The organism is Actomonas aquatica, from assembly GCF_019679435.2.
Taxonomy (GTDB): domain Bacteria; phylum Verrucomicrobiota; class Verrucomicrobiia; order Opitutales; family Opitutaceae; genus Actomonas; species Actomonas aquatica.
Genome location: NZ_CP139781.1, coordinates 403,272 through 420,567, shown reverse-complemented (window position 1 = coordinate 420,567; position 17,296 = coordinate 403,272). Strand labels below are relative to the sequence as shown.

Here is a 17,296-nt window from a genome sequence, read left to right as displayed (position 1 = left end):
CGGCTCTCCTTCTCAAAACTCTCCCACAAAAAAGGCGCTCCGATTTGGAGCGCCTTTTTTTGAAAGAAACGATCTGCGGCATTTACTCCGCAGCTTCGGCCACGATCTGAATCTCCACGGTGGAGTCCTTGGGCAGACCCGCCACCGCGACGGCCGCACGGGCATGGCGGCCCGCGTCACCAAACACCTCGATGTAGAGGTCGCTGGCGCCGTTCACCACGGCCGGGCTGTCCGCAAAACCGGACACGCCGTTCACGTAGCCGCCCACGTAGACGAGGCGCTTGACCTTGCTCAGCGAACCGAGGGCTGACTTGAGCACCGCCAGCGTATTGAGCGCGCACACCTTGGCGGACTCATAACCGGTTTCGACCGTCTGCTCGGCACCGACCTGACCCGTGTGAGTCATCTCGCCGTTGCGCACCGAAATGGCGCCGGCACAGTAAACCAAGTTACCCGTCCGCACATAGGGCAGGTAGTTGCCACCGGCCGCCGGGGGAGGCGGCAATTCCAGACCGAGTTCTGCAAGTTTGGCTTCAGGATCCATGAGGGACACGTAGACCCGAACCCATCGCCGTCGCCAGCCCGAATGCATGGTAAATGCCACGAACAATCTGGCACTCTCTGTTCGCAACATTGCCAAGCGCCCCAAATCGCGCCGAACCTGCCCCCCATGGACTTCGCCGCTTGGCAATCCCGTTTCGATACCGATCCCTCCGCCCCAGCCGCCATCTTTCGCGAGCGCTGTGCCGCGCTCCCCACCGCTCAACAAGCTGCCATCTGGGCGACGCCCCCCGACTCCTCCGCTTGGACTGCCGCGGCTGCAGCAATCGATGACACCGCACTGCCGCTGCGTGGTGTGCCGTTCGCCATCAAAGACCTCTTTCACCTCGCCGGTCAGCCCACTCGCAGCGGCGGCATCCTACGTCCGCGTCGCCCCAAAGCCGACGGCACCCTCGTCGCCCGCCTGCGCGCCCTCGGCGCCATCCCGGTCGGCAAAACCCACCTGCACGAATTCGCCTACGGCCTCACCGGCGAGAACCAGCACTACGGCCAGGTGGAGCATCCGCACTTTCCCGGTCACGATGCCGGCGGCTCGTCCAGTGGCTCCGCTGCCGCCGTCGCCGCCGGCTTGGTGCCTTTCGCCCTCGGCACCGACACCGGCGGCTCGCTCCGCGTGCCGGCCGCATTCTGCGGTCTCTACAGCTGGCGCGAGACGCCGCATCACGCCTTCATCGCCGACGCCTTTCCGCTCGCGCCCAGTTTCGACACCGCCGGTTGGCTCACGCGTAGCGCGACCGATCTGCGGACCTTACACACCGCACTGCGGGGGACGTTTCCGACCAGTGCGCAAACTCCGCGCGGCGCCTGGGTGCCGCCCTCCGTTTTCGGCGTCACACCGCGAGACTATTACGCGGCGGCGCTGGATGAGACCGCCGCCCGCTTCACCAGCGAAACCCTCGCGGCCGACGACCTGCTCTGCCGCACCTTCAAAGGCACCAACGCGGCTTACAGCATCCTGCAAAGCACCGAGGCCTACGCTGTCCACCAGGATGACCTCGACCGCCACCGCGACGACTACGGCGAAGCGGTCTGGGGCCGCATTGATCGCGGGCGCCGCTGGACCGCCGCTCAGGTCGACGACGCTCAAGTTAAAGCGATGCGCGTGCGCCTCGCCTTCGCCCGCACCTTCGAGGACTACGACTTCCTCATTCTCCCCGTCTCCACCCAACCCTCACCGCCGACCGGCGCGCTCGATCAAAGCCTGCGCGACGCGTTGCTCGACTTTACCACCCCGGTCTCTCTCGCCGGCCTGCCCGCGCTCACCGTGCCGGTGCCGCTGCCGAATGGTTTCAGCCTCGGTGTGCACATCGTCTTCCCCAGCCGCCACAGCGCCGCGCTGGATTGGGTGCTGAGCCGGTGCGAAAGCTGCTGAGACCCACCCGCCTTCAATCGACCACGTTTTACCAACCATGATTCGCGCAGAAACGGATGACTCATGGGTGCTCATCACCCATCCCGATCACGCCCAACTCGCCGGTGAATTCGCCGACGCGTGGGGCAACGACCAATTCGGCCGCCCCGCCCCCTTTCCCCCGATTCGCCACGCGGTGTATCACCACGACGATGGCTGGATCGCCCGCGACGCTAAGCCGAGCCTCACGCCCGCCGGCAAACCCGAGGCCTTCACCCGCGACCTCGTCGGCGCCTACTCCGCCTTCGAGGAAATCGATCTGCCGTCCTATCTCAACGTGCGCGCCGAAGCCACCGCCGCCGTCGCCAAACAGGATCCCCTCGCCGCCGTGATGGTGTCCATGCACACGGTGAACCTGCTCACCGAACAAGCCGACGTGGACTCCATCCGACCCGAGCATCGTGAGGCCTATGAGACCTTTATCGCCGCGCAACGCGCGTGGCAGGAAGCCACCATCAAGGAACACGGTGCGGATCCGGCCGCCATGCAACGCGGCTTCGAGTTCCTGCAATGCTGCGACAACCTCTCGCTCATCGTCTGCTCCGGTTACGACTCCCCCCGTGAGTTGCGCCATCAGCACCCCGATCGCGACGGTAAGCTGCATCCCCTCACCTGCACTCCCCTCGGTCCGACCACTTGGCGCATCTCGCCCTGGCCTTTTGCCACCGACGAAATCAACTGCCAGCTCCCGCGCCGCACCATCGCCAAGTCGGCCTTCTCCGACCAGGACGGCTACCGCGCAGTCGTCGCCGCCACCGTCCCCGAGCCCATCGCCATCACGCTGGTGCGCTAGGACTCAGCGCCGCGCATACACCCGCGACGCGTTGCCTCCGAGCAGCGCGTCGCGCACCTCGTCGCCAAACCCGGCCTCGACCATCTCCCGCCGCCAAGCCGCCAGGCTGGCGGCTTCGTCGTCACCGCTCCGCGGATACAAGTTGAGCGGATGGTCCGAGCCCCACAACAGCTTCCCCGGTCGGCACTGCGCCACCCAGGCATCCAACGACGGCGGCGGATACAGCAGCGGAAACGCCGCCATATCAAACACCACATTCGGCAGGCGCAGCACGTCCGGCTTAAACCACGGCATCCGCCCCCCACCGTGGGCCAACACAAAGGTCGTTTGCGGAAACTGCCGCGCCCAGCCCACGAAGTCCCGCAACGGCGTCTCCACCTTCCCGGGAAATGGCCGCGACCGCGGATCCGTCACGTGCAGATTGACTGGCAGGCCCAGCTTGCCCGCCGCCGCAAATAGCTCCGCCCAAGCCGCGACGTCGCCTTCGCCATACCCGATGCTGTGCGGCGACAGCTCGCCGATCCCGACAAACCCGCGCTCCCGAAAGCTCGCCAGTGGCCCAACGCCCATCGCCGGATGCCAGGTCCCGCAGGCCCGCAGCCGATCCGGATGCGCCGCCACCACCTCTTCAAAAAACCGGTTCTGCAATTCCGTCGCCGCCACCGTTTGCCAATACCAGCCGAGCAACACGGCCTCATCGACGCCGGCCGCATCCATGTCGCGCAGCAGGGTGTCCACCGACGGGAACCCCTGCACCGCGCGCCCGCCCGGCCGCACCCGTGTGCAGAGCGTCGCCCAATGCGGCTCACCGGCCGCCGCCGCCCAACCGGCCGGATCCGCATTTATCTGCGGTGGATATAAATGCACATGAGCGTCGATAACTCGCACACCTTCAAAATCATGCGTTGCCGGTCCCGCCGCAACCCGCAATCCTGCGGCCCCTTTGGCACCGTCATTGCTGAGGCGTTTCATTTCCGTCCCTCTTCCGCTTCGTTCCGCTCCCGCTCATTCCCATGCTGAATCGACTGTTCAAGCTCACCGACCACGGCACCACCGTTTCCCGCGAACTCCAGGCCGGCCTCACCACCTTCGCCGCCATGGCCTACATCCTGGCGGTGAACCCCAGCATTCTGGCCGACGCTGGTATGGACCGCGCCGCCCTGGTCACCGTCACTGCGCTCACCGCCGCCGTCGCTACGTTCCTGATGGCGGCCCTGACCAACTTCCCGTTGGCGCTCGCTCCGGGCATGGGTATCAACGCCTTCTTCACCTACTCGATCTGCATCGGCGCCGGCGTCCCCTGGCAACAGGCCCTCGGCATGGTGTTTGTGAACGGCTTCATCTTCCTCGCCCTCTCCGTGACCGGCGTGCGCGAGAAAATCGTCCGCGCCATCCCCTACTCGCTTAAGATCGCGATCACTTGCGGCATCGGCCTGTTCATCGCCTTCATCGGTTTAAAAAACGGCGGCATCATCGTCGCGAGCCCGGCCACCTATGTCACGCACGGTGACTTCACCTCGGGCCCCGCGCTCGTCTGCCTCATCGGCATCGCCCTCACGATCCTGCTCGTCGCCCGCGGGGTGCCCGCCGCCATCATCATCGGCATCGTCGTCACCTCGATCATCGGCCTGTTCATCCCCGACGGCAACGGCGGCAAAGTCACCGCGTTGCCCGAGTCGTGGTTCGCCATGCCGTCCGATCCCAGTCCGGTGTTCCTGCAACTGGAGTTCGGTTTCCTCTCGTCTTGGTCGGCCTTTCAAGTCGCCCTGCCGCTCATCCTCACGCTCCTGTTGGTCGATATGTTCGACAACATCGGCACACTCATCGGCGTGACGAAACGCGCCGGTCTGCTCGACAAAGACGGCAACCTGCCCAAAGCCGGTAACGCTCTCGTCGCCGATTCCATCGCCGCCATCCTCAGCTCCCTCTTCGGCACCTCCACCGTCGTGAGCTACATCGAGTCCGCCTCCGGCGTTGAAGCCGGCGGCCGCACCGGCCTTACCGCTGTCACCGTGGGAGTGCTCATGCTGCTCGCCCTCTTTCTCACCCCCATCATCCTCGCCATCCCCGCCGCGGCCACGGCGCCTGCCCTCGTGGTGGTGGGCATCTTCATGCTGCAATCGGTGACAGAGATCAAAATGGACGACTTCCGCGTCGCGGCTCCCGCCATGCTCATCATCCTCTGCATTCCGCTCACCTTCAGCATTGCCGAGGGCATCGGCTTCGGCCTCATCAGCGCGGCCTTGCTCGCTCTCGCCAGCGGCAAACCCAAGACCTTCCCCACCGTCGGCTACATCATCGCCGCGATCTTCTTCCTCCAGTTCTTCGAGATCTTTCCGTTCTCGGGCTGAGTCGAAACCGAGCCCCTCCACCAGCAAGTGGGTCGGGCTTCACGCCCGACAGCGTATCCACCTGTAAAAACAGCCCGACATTTAGCCTTTCCGACTTTTAGCATATTAGCTCTTCCATCATGTCCACCGAAACCACCGCACCGACCGCCACCTTTGCCAATATTCCCGACGAGTTTCAGCGTCTGGTTGCGGAGATGCAGCATACCTTCGGCGCGGTCGCCCACGACAGCGAGCCCACCCAGGACCGCCCGCTGCATGGCACGACGCTCTATGTCGCGACCTGCAATCTGGAGACCCGTTTCGGCCCGTTCCGCACCCACATTTTCCAAGACATCATCGACAAGCACTACATCATCGCCCTCGCGCATGGTGACATTGCCGATGCCGAGCTGCTCTACACTCGCCTGCACTCCTCCTGCGTGACCAGCGAGACCCTCCGCGGCTGCGATTGCGACTGCGTGCAGCAGCTCGAAGGCGCCTTCAAGGTCATCGCCGAGAAGGGCAACGGAATCCTCTTCTACCTCATGCAGGAAGGCCGCGGTGTCGGCTACGTGGGCAAATCCCGCGACCGCATGATGGTGCAGGCCTCCCTCGACCAGCTCTCCACCTTCCAGGCCTACGCCTCGATGGGCCTCAAGAAGGACCACCGCAACTACGACAACATTTCCGACATCTGCTTGCTGCTCGGCATCAAGGCACCGTTCATCGTCCTCACCAACAATCCCGACAAAGTGTCCGCCCTCCGCGACCAAGGTATCAAGGTCGTGGATACCGAGACGCTCGAGTTTGAACCCTCGCCCTTCAACCTTGCCTACCTGACGTCCAAGGCCGCCAGCGGCCACATCCTCAACCGTCCGGCCGAAACCCTCGTCAAACGCGCCCTCCCGCCCGAGCCCGTCGTGCCCTTCAAACCCCACGCCGTGCCTGAGGCTACTCGCTTCATCTACTCCGCGAGCTACTTCCTGCCGATGAAGCCGGTCGACGACGAGGTGCTGCTGAATGCCGAGGAGTTCAAAACCATCTTCGCCGACAAAAAGATCGAGGACTACATGGCCGAGGAACAGCCGCTCATCCGCGACTACAAGCTCATCCGGGGCAATCGCTTCTTCGTCACCATCGACACCAAAAACCTCAAAGCTTTTCAAAAGGCCAATCCCGAGGACCCCATCGTGGATCTCCTCACGACGCCCTACTGGTTCCGCGTGCACGTCTACTACGACATCGTGACCAGTCAGGAGTTTGTCATCCTCACCCACGGCAACGCCCGCTCCTACGACATCCCGGTGGTGCGCCTGCACAGTGAGTCGCTCTTCAACCGTTTCCCGCTGCGCCAACTCGGCAACCGCGACAAACTCAAGCAGTCGGTCAAACACATCGTGCAATACGGCGTGGGCGTGATCCAACTCATCTACAACGACGGCCGCGGTGCCGGCTTTGGTGCTTACGCCACCGACCTCATGCTCACGCAGTCGAGCCAGGCCCTCTCGAGTGAGGAGGCCTACAAACGACTCGGCGTGCACTACGACAGCCGCGACTACGACGCCTCGATGGTGCTGCTCAAACAGCACGTGCCCAACAACACCATCCAGATGGTGATGAACTCGCCGTCCAGCTTGGTCAAAAAGACCGAATACGCCCAAGCCCTGCAACGCCACCACCTCGACGTCGAACGCTGGATCTTCCTCGACGACGAAGCCCACCGCGACTGATCGCGCACCGTAATTTCAACAGAAGGCAACGAAGGGAACCAAGCCACTCTCGCGCACCGTCCCTACAGGAGGAAAAACGGAAAGCAGAGAGAGTAGTATCAGCCCATTCCAGCGTTTCAGTTTTTAGATTTTCAGCGTTTTTCCCCATGTCTGATCCCCACGGCCACGAGCTGCTCGCCCAACGTCTAGCCATGATCCCGTCCGTCCTGGACGGCATGCTGGCGGCCGGACCCAAACCGCTCAAACCGGCCTCCCTCGCCAGTCAGCGATTCATCATCACCGGCACCGGCAGCTCCGAGGCCCACGCGCGCTACCTCGCCACGCTGCTGAACCTGCACAGCGATCGCGCCGCCGCCTATTTGCCGCTCTCCGGATTCGTCGACGCCCCCGCCTCCACCTTCGCCGGCAAAACCCTCGTGGTCTTCTCCCAAGGTGTTTCGCCCAACGCGCAGATCGCACTCCAGCGCGGCCAGGACTTCGCCCACACCATTCTCTTCACGGCGACCACGCCCGAGGCCGCCGAGGCCGCCGGCAAACCCGACCGTGCCCAGCTGCTGCGCAAACTGCTCGAAGCCGGCGGCGAGCTCGTCGAATTCCCGTTGGCCGAGGAATACACCACGCTCATCCGCTTCGTCGGTCCGCTCGCCGGTTACCTTGCCTGCCTGCAATTCGCCACGCAGCTCTCCTGCTCCCGGTTCCAGGTGCCCGACTCGGCCACGCTCGCGCCGCTGCTCGCGGCTACCGCGCCGGCCCGGTTGCGCGACGCCATGTGTGAACTGCCCAGCGCCTTCGCTCACGGCTTCAACCTCATCACCGCCGCGCCCATTTCCGACTACTCGCAGAACCTCGCCTGCAAGTTCATGGAAGGCCTATATTGGAACTGCCCGTCGATTTCCGACTTCCTCCAATTCGCCCACGGCCCCTTCCAGCAAATGACCGCGCACCCGAAACCCGCGATTATCCTGCAGGGCAACGGACCCGGCGAAGCCGAACTCGTGCAGCGCAGCGTCGACATGCTGCGCGGCGTCGGCGCCAGCGCCTACGTCGTCCAAATCGACGCCCCGCCCCTGCTCTCGATCTTCGGTTTCGAAGCCGCCCTCAACGACCTCGTCTTCACCGTCATGCGCCACCTCGGCGTCGACCAAGTCAACTGGCCCGGCAAAGGCCGCGACGACGCCCTCTACGGCTTCTGCCCGGACGTTTCGGCAGGGTCCTGAGCGTTAGCGACCGCGAAAGAGGGAAAGTTCCCGTTCGGCCAACCACTCCAACCGACTTTGAATCAAGGCCGACTCAGGGTCTGCCCGCATGACAAAGTAGCCCGAGCGTTCGTTCGCCATTTTCATGTCACGGGTTTCCAAATACGCGGCCACCCACTCGCGCTTGGCCTCCGCGATTGCCGCGGCGTAGCCCTCCGGGACGAAGTTGAACCACACCCGCACCGCGAAGAGCACCACGATCGCGGTCACGATTTGCGGTAGAAGCCGACGCTCGCGGAGCGCTGGAAAACCCAACGCCATCACGAGCGCACAGCAGCCCGTCGCGAGCAGCGGGAGGTATCGCCACATAAAGGCTGCCTCGATGTTCACCGGGAGCCTGCCCACCGCCGTGAAGGCAGCAAAGACCAAACTCGTGCCCGCGAGCACTCCCACCACCCGCCCCCTCGGCGTGGCCAGCGTCATCAAGGCCTGACCAAGTGCCGCGATGACCATTACCACCACCACCACGCCCGGTAACAACGCCCACCAGGCCATCGAGCGCAGGCCCAGCAAACTCGAAAACATGAGGGCAACAAACCGCGGATAGTTCCACCAATCCGCCACCGGAAACTGCCATCCCGGCACCGCCGGATCCCACCGGTAACCGACCATGAATACAGCGACCGTGGCCAAATAAGCTACGACGACGAAACCCGCGCGCGCCCGGGTCCATCCCTCCGCCGAGGGAAAAATACAAAACCATGTCGCCAGTGCCGCCGAGACGAGCGCAACGCAGAAACCAAAGCCGGTAAATTGAGCGCAGAAGCCCCCTAACACCAAAACGACGACATCGCGCCGACTCCCCTCTCCAGCCCACCCCCATGCCAAAACCATGACGAGCAGCAGCGGCATCAAACCGTGCGCTATGTTCGGAGTCAGTAGCATCGTCTCCCAATAAACCGGACTAAGGATAATGACGGGGAGCAGGACCGCCGGCCACCCCAGACGCTTGGTGAGCCGTTGGGAAACCGCCACCGCGATCGCAGACGCCGCCAACAACACCGCCAAACAACTCCACGACTCCGCCCGCACATTCCAACCCGTCAATGGGTAGAGCCACCATTGCAGCAGCCCACCGAGTCCTTGGCGATGGGGGCCGTGTTGCCACGTGAACGACGTCCAAGCCCCCTCGCCGGCGAAGAGCGGACGCAACAAATCCCATTGATCCTGATACAGAACGTCGACCGCATTGGCATCGATCAACCCCACCAACCGGATGACCGCCAACAACGTGACGCACCCGATCGCAAGCTCCGGACGGAGGAGGATGGACGGGCTCCTGCGCACAGGATTTGCTGGGGGATCTACACGACGCATCGCAAAAAGCGATCGAACGGTGCCAGGCGTCGAAAGCGAGTCGCATTTCAACGATCAAAAGACGCGCGGGCGATCCCGCCCCCGCGCCCATAATACTCTTCAGACGCGTCCGAGCCTTGGAGCAGTCTGGACCTCAGCCGTTGCCGATCAGGTCGAGGGCGGCGGCGAGCGGGGGGAGGCGGCCGTCGGCGACGGCGTTTTCCATCGCGGACAAACGTGCTTTCACGTCGTCGCGGGCGTAGAAACGTTCCTTGAGACTTTCGAGGATGAGCGAGTGCATCCACTCCACCGCCTGGGCGCGGCGACGAGACTGCAGCCCGCCAGTTAAGGTGACGGTTTTGAAGAATTCGCCGGTGGTCCGCCACACGTCGTCGACACCGCGGCCGGTGAGCGCCGAGGCCAACACCGCCGGAGGTTCCCAGCCCTCGGTGGGCCGCTGTAGGTAGTGCAACACCCGTTTCATTTCCGCCTGCGCCGCAATGCAGCGCGGCACGTTGTCGCCATCGGCTTTGTTGATCACCAACAAATCCGCCAGCTCGATGACGCCCTTCTTGATGCCCTGCATTTCGTCGCCGGCACCGGCGATCATGAGCACGAGGAACATGTCGACCATCGAGCGCACCGTGACCTCGTTTTGCCCGACGCCGACCGTTTCCACGATCACGACGTCGTATCCAGCCGCTTCACACAGCAGGATGGCTTCACGGGTCTTGCGGGCGACCCCGCCGAGTGAACCACCGGAGGGAGACGGGCGAATAAAGGCGTTGGGCTCACGGCCCAGTTTCTCCATGCGCACCTTGTCGGCCAGAATACTGCCGCCGTGGATCGTGCTCGATGGATCGATCGCCAACACCGCCACGCGATGGCCATTGGACGTGAGCGAAAATCCCAGCGATTCAATGAAGGTGCTCTTCCCCGCCCCGGGGATACCGGTGATGCCGACCCGGCGCGATTTGCCAGTGTGCGGCAGCAGTTTGGTGAGCACCTCTTGCGCTAGCGCACGATGCGCCGGTGAATTGCTCTCGGCCAAGGTGATCGCGCGACCGAGCACCATCGGATTGCGCGCCAGCACGCCCTCCACGTAGTCATTGACGCTCAGCTGACGGCGACGCGGCACTGGCCGCTTGGGCGCCGTGCCCGCCACGCCCGACGTGCGCACGCCTTCCACCAACCAGGTCGCAAAGCCCCCCGTGGCGTCCTCCGGCACCCAATCGGGGCGCGGTTGCGGACAGCCGTCGTGCCGCTGCACGGGCGGCTTCTTTTCCGTAGCCGGTTTCGGCGGCGGGCAGCTCTCGTCTTGGTGATGGTGGTGATGGTCGTCGTCGCTCATGTCTGACTTTCTCGGCGTTCCGAGCTGCCCCAATCCAAATGTAGGGCTCGCCCTGGCGTCGAGCCGCGATGGCGATTTCTCAAATCGAGAATGGATCGCGCTGTCGCGGCCGCACGCCAAGTGCGGCCCTACAGGGTTGGATGCGGGAAGCTATTACCCGGTGATGGCGCTTCAGGCTTCGGCCGGCTCGATGCGCTCGATCAGGAGATCGAGCACCTTGAGGGTCGATTTCGGAATGACCGTGCCCGGGCCGAACACCGCACTGGCGCCATTCTCGAGCAGGTAAGGATAATCCTGCGCCGGGATGACACCACCGCAGACGATCATGATGTCGTCCCGACCGAGTTCGGCCAGGGCATCACGCAGCTGCGGCAGCAGGGTTTTGTGACCAGCGGCGAGGGAACTCATCGCGACCACGTGCACGTCATTCTCCACCGCCTGACGGGCGGCTTCTTCGGGGGTCTGGAAAAGCGGACCGATGTCGATATCGAACCCGAGGTCGGCCATGGCGGTGGCAACCACCTTGGCGCCACGATCGTGACCGTCCTGACCGAGCTTCGCGACGAGGAGGCGGGGCTTGCGGCCTTCGACCTCTTCGAACTTGGCGACCTTCTCGCGGACTTGGGTCACGACGGAATCCTCACCGAACTCAGCGCGATAGACGCCGGAGATGGAGCGGATCTGGGCCTGGTAACGACCGTAAACGACTTCGAGCGCATCGCTGATTTCACCGAGGGTCGCGCGGGCTTGCGCGGCGGTCACGGCGAGTTCGAGCAGGTTGCCGGTCTCGTTCTTGGCGGCGTCGGTCAGAGCCGACAGCGCAGCCTGGCAAGCGGTCTCGTCGCGCTCGCCGCGGAGTTGCTTGAGGCGTTCGATCTGCGCGAGGCGCACCGCAGTGTTGTCGACTTCGAGAATGTCGAGCGGGTCTTCGTGTTCGAGACGGTTGGCGTTGAGGCCCACCACGATCTCCTTGCCGGAGTCGATCTTGGCCTGGCGACGCGCGGCGGCTTCCTCGATGCGGAGCTTCGGGATGCCGGCCTCGATGGCCTTGGTCATGCCGCCCATCTTGTCGACCTCGGCGAGATGCTCGCGGGCCTTCTTGATGAGTTCGTTGGTGAGCGACTCGAGATAGTAGCTGCCGCCCCACGGATCGACCACTTCGCACACGCCGGTTTCCTGCTGCAGGTGCAGCTGGGTGTTGCGGGCGATGCGGGCCGAGAAGTCCGTCGGCAGCGCGATGGCTTCGTCGAGGGCGTTGGTGTGCAGACTCTGCGTGTGACCGCAGGCGGCGGCGAGCGCCTCGAGGCAGGTGCGGGCCACGTTGTTGAACGGGTCCTGCTCGGTGAGCGACCAACCGGAAGTCTGCGAGTGCGTGCGCAGGGCGCGGGACTTCGGGTTCTTGGGTTCGAACTGGTCCACGATTTCCGCCCAGAGCGTGCGCGCGGCGCGCATCTTGGCGACTTCCATGAAGTAGTTCTTACCGATGGCCCAGAAGAACGAGAGGCGCGGCGCGAAGGCGTCGACACTCAGGCCCGCGGCCACACCCGTGCGGAGGTATTCGAGACCGTCGGCCAGCGTGTAGGCGAGCTCGAGGTCGGCGGTGGCACCCGCTTCCTGCATGTGGTAGCCGGAGATCGAGATGCTGTTGAACTTCGGCATGTTTTCCGAGGTGTAGCGGAAAATGTCGCCGATGATGCGCATCGAGGGCGTGGGCGGATAGATGTAAGTGTTCCGCACCATGAACTCCTTGAGGATGTCGTTCTGGATCGTGCCCGAGAGGTCCTTCAGGTCGCAGCCCTGCTCGAGTGCGGCCGAGATGTAGAAGGCCATCACCGGCAGCACGGCGCCGTTCATGGTCATGGAGACGGACACCTTGTCCAAGGGGATGTCGGCAAACAGCGTCTGCATGTCGGCGATCGAGTCGATCGCGACACCGGCCTTGCCCACGTCACCAACCACGCGCGGGTGGTCGCTGTCGTAGCCACGGTGAGTCGCGAGGTCGAAGGCGACCGAGAGACCCGCCTGACCGGCGGCGAGGTTGCGCTTGTAGAACGCGTTGGACTCCTCCGCGGTGGAGAAGCCGGCGTATTGGCGCACCGTCCAGGGGCGCATCACATACATCGACGCGTAGGGACCGCGCGTGAAGGGCGCGATGCCCGGCATGGTGTCGAGCGTTTCGTTGGCGGGAAGGTCCGCCGCGGTGTAGAGATTCTTCAGCGGAATCTGCTCGTAGGTCTCACCGACGGTCTTCGCTTCGGGGCGTTCGGCCGCTTCGGTATCGACTGCAATGGCGTCGTAGTCCGTTTGAGAGAGGTCTTTCATTTCGGCAAGGTCTTTAGAGGTTGGCTCCGATACGATTGAGCATGCGGCTCAGGGTGGCAGGCACGTCGGCCCGCACGTGGATGAACTCATCCACCCCGGCGTCGGTGAACTGCTTTTGCACGGCTTCGTCACGCGGGAGACCGGCCAGCACGATTTGCATGTCGGGCTTGGCGGCCTTCACGGCCGCGCAGAGCGGCGGGACGAGGTCCGGGTAGGTATCATCGGTCGAGCAGATCACGAGCGCGTCGGCCCCACTTTCGAGGGCGGCTGCCGCAGCCTCTTCGGCCGTCGCGAAGGCGGCTTTCGAGTTGAGCGCAAATCCACCGACGGAGAGGAAACCGGCCGAGAAATCGGCGCGCGGCTTGTGCTGCTTTACCGGGCCCATCTTGGCGAAGAACACCGTGGGGGCCTGACCACGCTTGGTGGCGAGATCCGCGGCGGCGAGACGCATGGCCTCGAACGGCGCGGCGGCCTTGTAAACCGGCAGCTCGGTGAGCGGCTCGGTCGCCATCGGCGTGTCGCCGACCACCGTCGCGACGGCGTTACCGGCGCGCAGGGCGTCGACCGCGTTGCTGAGGCGGTTGGACCAGGCGATGCTGGTGTCGGCGGCGATGAAGGCCGAGACCGCAGCCGGAGCAGCGGCGGCGTCTTTGATGACGTCCTTGGCATTCGGGAAGAGGTTCGTGCCGATGAGACCACTGCGGCGCACGGCGTAGTCGCGGTCGCGGCCCTTGGCCGTGCCGGCGAGCTGGGTCTGCACCCAACCGGCCTTCAGCGCGGCCACGAGACCGCCCTGCTTCTCGACCTCCTGGAAGAAGGCCCAGGCCTTGCGGGCGAGTTGGTCGGTGGTGTTTTCCACATACCAGGAACCACCGGCGGCGTCGGCCGGCACGCTGAAGCCGAACTCTTCGCTCAGCAGGACGTGCAGGTTGCGGGCGATACGCTCACCCACCGCGCTGTTGGCGCCGGTCACCGTATCGAAAGCTTCGATACTCAGGCCGTCGACCCCGCCGAGCATGGCGGAGAGGCCTTCGGTGGTGGTGCGCAGCATATTCACATGCGTGTCGAGGCGGGTCTTGTTCCAACGCCCGGTCTGGGCGACGACTTCGACCGCGGCGGCGTCGGCGGCATCACCGTCGAGCGCGACCATCAGCTTGGCCAGCACCACGCGCCAGGCGCGGAACTTGGCGAGCTCCATGAAGAAGCGCGGTCCGATGCCGAAACGCACCAGCGTGGCGGCGGCGAGCTTCTCGAGCGCGACGTCCTTGCCTTCGAGACCGCGGACGTTTTCCGCGATCGCCGCGAGGGCGAGACCGAGCTCCTGCACGGCATTGGCGCCGGCGTCGGACCAAACCGAAGCGTCGACCGCGACGGTGCGCAGTCCCGGAGCCTTCTCGGCGGACCAGTTGACGCTGCTGGCGACATCATCCCACACCGGGGACATATCGGCCGGCATCGCGCCTTCGCGCACAGCGGCGGCGATCGGATCGGCCGCCACGCTGCCGCAAAGGGTTTCGAGGCTCAGGCCACGCTCTTCGGCGTAAGCGACCAGCATCGCGATGGCCGGCAGCGCACTGGCGCCGACCGGGAAATGCACCGGCACGGCGGTGAGCTCGACCTCGCGCAGGGCCTGCGTGAGCTCCTCGAGCTTGGCCGGAGCCCAGCCGCCTTGAGCGGCCAGGTCGGCTCCCGGCACCACCACCGCGTCCTGGCCGGCCATGAGGGCCGCCCGCAAGGCGGTGTTGAAGCCATCGGCATCGGCGCGATTGATCGCCTGCAGCCGGCGACAGACTTTCGTGTCGCCGGGCGCGCGAGTGCCACGCACCCGAGAGCCGGTTCCGGGCGCTTCCTCGGCCGAGAAACCGGCCGGCAGGTCAGCGCGCGTATAGAGCGGATTGAGAGAAATACCTTCCGGGGTGCGAGTGATCAGCCGTTTTTCAAACGGTGCTCCCTTCAAGTCTCGTTCGACCTGCGCACGCCACGCGGCGAGCGCTTCGGCCAAGGGTTCCTCTGGAGAATTCTTTGGGCTGTTATTTTGGTCCATGGTTGTTCGGACGTTGCGGGATGATGTTATCGCGCCCGGGCCCATACGACTGCGCACATTTTGCCAAAGCATACCCGTTCCCACCGCAATCACCGGGGGCATTGCGCAAACCATGCCCACCCAAACGCAATCCATGCCGAGCCACCCCTCAAAATCTGCGGCATGATCTGCTCCGCACAACTCAGACAAGGAGCCATGATTACTCGAATCGATCACCTCGGCATCGCGGTTAAAAACCTAGATACCGCCATTGCTTACTACGAAAAGGCGCTCGGCCTTAAGTGCGAACACACCGAAGAGGTGGCGTCGCAAAAAGTGCGCACCGCCTTCTTCCATTGCGGCGAGGTCCACTTGGAGCTGCTCGAGCCCACGGCCGACGACAGCCCCATTGCCAAGTTTCTGGAGAAAAACGGCGAGGGCATCCACCACGTCGCTTTCGCCACCGATGGCATCGAGGCCCAGCTCAAGGGCGCGGCCGATGCCGGTGTGCGCTTGATCCACGAGACCCCCTTCGAGGGTGCCGCCAACAAGATGGTCGCCTTCCTGCACCCGAAGTCGACCCACGGTGTGCTCACCGAATTCTGCGCGCCCAAGGAATAAGTCCGGTCCGCCTCCACCTTCACGTTTCATTTCCCCTTCACTCCGATGCCTATCGCACCCGAACACCTCAAACGCCTCGAGGAGGCTCGCCAAGTCGCCGAACTCGGTGGCGGCGAAGCCCGAATCGCCAAGCGGCACGAAAAAGGCCTGCTCACCGCCCGTGAGCGCCTCGCGGCCCTCTTCGAGCCGGGCACCTTCATGGAGTTTGGCCAGCTCGCGCAGCACACCTGCAACCAGTTCGGCATGGAAAAGAAGTCCATGCCTGGTGATGGTGTCGTCACCGGCGTCGGTTACGTCGACGGCCGTCCGGTCGCCGCCTTCAGCCAGGACTTCACCGTCGGTGGTGGCGCCCTCGGTCGCATTCACGCCAAGAAGATCTGCGACATCATGGAATATGCCGGTCAGGCCGGCATGCCGGTTCTCGGCATCAACGACTCCGGTGGCGCCCGCATTCAGGAGGGTGAGGATTCCCTCTCCGGCTACGGCCAGGTGTTCTTCAAGAACGTGCTGCTCTCCGGCGTGGTTCCGCAGGTCTCCATCATCGCCGGCCCCTGCGCCGGTGGTGCGGCCTACTCCCCCGCCCTGACCGACTTCCTCATCATGACCCGCAAGAACGCCCAGATGTTCATCTGCGGTCCCGAGGTCATCAAGGCATCCACCGGTCAGACCACCACGATGGAAGAGATCGGCTCCGCCGATGCGCACGCCGCCATCTCCGGCAACGTGCACTTCATCGCCAACGACGAGCAGCACGCCCTGCAGATCGCGAAGAAACTCCTCTCCTTCCTGCCGTCCAACAACGTCGGTGATCCGCCCCACCGTCCGCCGCCCAATCTCGTGCTCAATCCCGACCACGAGATGAACGACATTCTCCCGGCCGACCCGAAGTCCCCCCTCGACGTCAAGAAGGTGATCCATCGCCTCGTTGACGACGGCGACTTCCTCGAGGTGCAGGAATTCTTCGCCAAGAACATCGTCGTCGGCTTCTGCCGTATCCAAGGAATCGTGACGGGCATCGTCGCCAACCAGCCGAACGTCAAGGCCGGCACCCTGGACATCGACGCCTCGGACAAATCCGCGCGCTTCATCCGCTTCTGCAACATCTTCAACATTCCGATCGTCACCCTCGTCGACGTCCCCGGCTTCCTGCCCGGCGTTGCCCAGGAGCGCGGCGGCATCATCCGCCACGGCGCCAAGATGCTCTTCGCCTACGCGGCCTCCACCGTGCCGAAGATCACCGTCATCATGCGCAAAGCCTACGGCGGTGCCTACCTCGCCATGTGCAGTGCCGACATGGGTGCCGACATGGTCTTCGCCTGGCCGACCGCTGAGATCGCCGTCATGGGTGCCGAAGGTGCCGTGAAGATTCTCTACAAGCGCGAAATCGACGCCGCCGAGGATCCCGCCAAGGCCTCCGCCGAATTTGCCGCCGACTACCGCGACAAGTTCGCCTCTCCCTACCGCGCCGCGGCCAAGGGCATGATCACCGACATCATCGAACCCTCCCAGACCCGCGGCATCGTCGCCATGGCCCTGCGCAACACGCTCTCCAAGCGTGAGACCCGCCCGCCGAAGAAGCACGGTAACATCCCGCTCTAATGG

At 64.3% G+C, this 17,296-nt stretch carries 13 protein-coding genes; 7 read left to right on the top strand and 6 right to left on the bottom strand.

Going from position 1 to position 17,296, the window contains the following annotated elements; all coding sequences use genetic code 11:
* Nucleotides 1-82 precede the first annotated feature (82 nt).
* Nucleotides 83-544 carry a RidA family protein gene (locus K1X11_RS01625; RefSeq protein WP_221028879.1) on the bottom strand — a complete coding sequence of 154 codons (462 nt, stop codon included), beginning with the start codon at nucleotides 542-544 and terminating at the stop codon, nucleotides 83-85.
* Between the two features lie 126 nt (nucleotides 545-670).
* Between K1X11_RS01625 and K1X11_RS01620 the strand changes: the two genes are divergently transcribed.
* Nucleotides 671-1,933, top strand: a complete 1,263-nt coding sequence (locus K1X11_RS01620) for an amidase (RefSeq protein ID WP_221028880.1) — start codon at nucleotides 671-673, stop codon at nucleotides 1,931-1,933.
* 37 nt (nucleotides 1,934-1,970) lie between these two features.
* The gene (locus K1X11_RS01615; protein ID WP_221028881.1) at nucleotides 1,971-2,765 is read left to right on the top strand and encodes a DUF3891 family protein; all 795 of its coding nucleotides are present in this window, start codon (nucleotides 1,971-1,973) and stop codon (nucleotides 2,763-2,765) included.
* Nucleotides 2,766-2,768: 3 nt separating this feature from the next.
* On the opposite strand, the gene K1X11_RS01610 is transcribed toward K1X11_RS01615, so the two are convergent.
* On the bottom strand, nucleotides 2,769-3,737 hold the full coding sequence (locus tag K1X11_RS01610; RefSeq protein ID WP_225919203.1) for an amidohydrolase family protein: 969 nt from the start codon (nucleotides 3,735-3,737) through the stop codon (nucleotides 2,769-2,771).
* Nucleotides 3,738-3,778: 41 nt separating this feature from the next.
* Here K1X11_RS01610 and K1X11_RS01605 point away from each other — a divergent pair, with 41 nt between their 5' ends.
* The 3 genes from K1X11_RS01605 (at nucleotide 3,779) to K1X11_RS01595 (ending at nucleotide 8,042) form a co-directional block, all read left to right on the top strand.
* A complete protein-coding gene (locus tag K1X11_RS01605) occupies nucleotides 3,779-5,116 on the top strand; it encodes an NCS2 family permease (protein WP_221028883.1) in 1,338 nt (445 codons plus the stop codon).
* A 119-nt stretch (nucleotides 5,117-5,235) separates the two neighbouring features.
* Nucleotides 5,236-6,825: a GTP cyclohydrolase II gene (locus K1X11_RS01600; RefSeq protein WP_221028884.1), complete on the top strand. Its 1,590-nt coding sequence runs from the start codon at nucleotides 5,236-5,238 to the stop codon at nucleotides 6,823-6,825.
* Between the two features lie 146 nt (nucleotides 6,826-6,971).
* Nucleotides 6,972-8,042 carry a creatininase gene (locus K1X11_RS01595; protein ID WP_221028885.1) on the top strand — a complete coding sequence of 357 codons (1,071 nt, stop codon included), beginning with the start codon at nucleotides 6,972-6,974 and terminating at the stop codon, nucleotides 8,040-8,042.
* Nucleotides 8,043-8,045: 3 nt separating this feature from the next.
* On the opposite strand, the gene K1X11_RS01590 is transcribed toward K1X11_RS01595, so the two are convergent.
* From K1X11_RS01590 to K1X11_RS01575, 4 genes are all read right to left on the bottom strand, one after another.
* On the bottom strand, nucleotides 8,046-9,368 hold the full coding sequence (locus K1X11_RS01590; RefSeq protein WP_221028886.1) for a hypothetical protein: 1,323 nt from the start codon (nucleotides 9,366-9,368) through the stop codon (nucleotides 8,046-8,048).
* Between the two features lie 163 nt (nucleotides 9,369-9,531).
* Nucleotides 9,532-10,728: a methylmalonyl Co-A mutase-associated GTPase MeaB gene (meaB, locus tag K1X11_RS01585; protein WP_221028887.1), complete on the bottom strand. Its 1,197-nt coding sequence runs from the start codon at nucleotides 10,726-10,728 to the stop codon at nucleotides 9,532-9,534.
* Between the two features lie 171 nt (nucleotides 10,729-10,899).
* Nucleotides 10,900-13,050, bottom strand: a complete 2,151-nt coding sequence (gene scpA / locus K1X11_RS01580; RefSeq protein WP_221028888.1) for a methylmalonyl-CoA mutase — start codon at nucleotides 13,048-13,050, stop codon at nucleotides 10,900-10,902.
* Between the two features lie 13 nt (nucleotides 13,051-13,063).
* Nucleotides 13,064-15,094, bottom strand: coding sequence for a methylmalonyl-CoA mutase family protein (locus tag K1X11_RS01575; protein ID WP_221028889.1), 2,031 nt, complete (start codon nucleotides 15,092-15,094; stop codon nucleotides 13,064-13,066).
* Nucleotides 15,095-15,289: 195 nt separating this feature from the next.
* Between K1X11_RS01575 and mce the strand changes: the two genes are divergently transcribed.
* Both mce and K1X11_RS01565 read left to right on the top strand, forming a co-directional pair.
* Complete coding sequence (mce, locus tag K1X11_RS01570) at nucleotides 15,290-15,694, top strand: methylmalonyl-CoA epimerase (protein ID WP_221028890.1); 405 nt, start codon at nucleotides 15,290-15,292, stop codon at nucleotides 15,692-15,694.
* Between the two features lie 45 nt (nucleotides 15,695-15,739).
* Nucleotides 15,740-17,293, top strand: coding sequence for an acyl-CoA carboxylase subunit beta (locus tag K1X11_RS01565; protein WP_221028891.1), 1,554 nt, complete (start codon nucleotides 15,740-15,742; stop codon nucleotides 17,291-17,293).
* Nucleotides 17,294-17,296 lie beyond the last annotated feature (3 nt).

Coding starts and splice junctions, on each gene's coding strand:
- K1X11_RS01625 (WP_221028879.1), bottom strand. CDS start 544: ATGGATCCTGAAGCCAAACTTGCAGAACTCGGTCTGGAATTGCCGCCT.
- K1X11_RS01610 (WP_225919203.1), bottom strand. CDS start 3,737: ATGAAACGCCTCAGCAATGACGGTGCCAAAGGGGCCGCAGGATTGCGG.
- K1X11_RS01565 (WP_221028891.1), top strand. CDS start 15,740: ATGCCTATCGCACCCGAACACCTCAAACGCCTCGAGGAGGCTCGCCAA.
- K1X11_RS01620 (WP_221028880.1), top strand. CDS start 671: ATGGACTTCGCCGCTTGGCAATCCCGTTTCGATACCGATCCCTCCGCC.
- K1X11_RS01615 (WP_221028881.1), top strand. CDS start 1,971: ATGATTCGCGCAGAAACGGATGACTCATGGGTGCTCATCACCCATCCC.
- mce (WP_221028890.1), top strand. CDS start 15,290: ATGATTACTCGAATCGATCACCTCGGCATCGCGGTTAAAAACCTAGAT.
- K1X11_RS01595 (WP_221028885.1), top strand. CDS start 6,972: ATGTCTGATCCCCACGGCCACGAGCTGCTCGCCCAACGTCTAGCCATG.
- K1X11_RS01575 (WP_221028889.1), bottom strand. CDS start 15,094: ATGGACCAAAATAACAGCCCAAAGAATTCTCCAGAGGAACCCTTGGCC.
- meaB (WP_221028887.1), bottom strand. CDS start 10,728: ATGAGCGACGACGACCATCACCACCATCACCAAGACGAGAGCTGCCCG.
- K1X11_RS01605 (WP_221028883.1), top strand. CDS start 3,779: ATGCTGAATCGACTGTTCAAGCTCACCGACCACGGCACCACCGTTTCC.
- scpA (WP_221028888.1), bottom strand. CDS start 13,050: ATGAAAGACCTCTCTCAAACGGACTACGACGCCATTGCAGTCGATACC.
- K1X11_RS01600 (WP_221028884.1), top strand. CDS start 5,236: ATGTCCACCGAAACCACCGCACCGACCGCCACCTTTGCCAATATTCCC.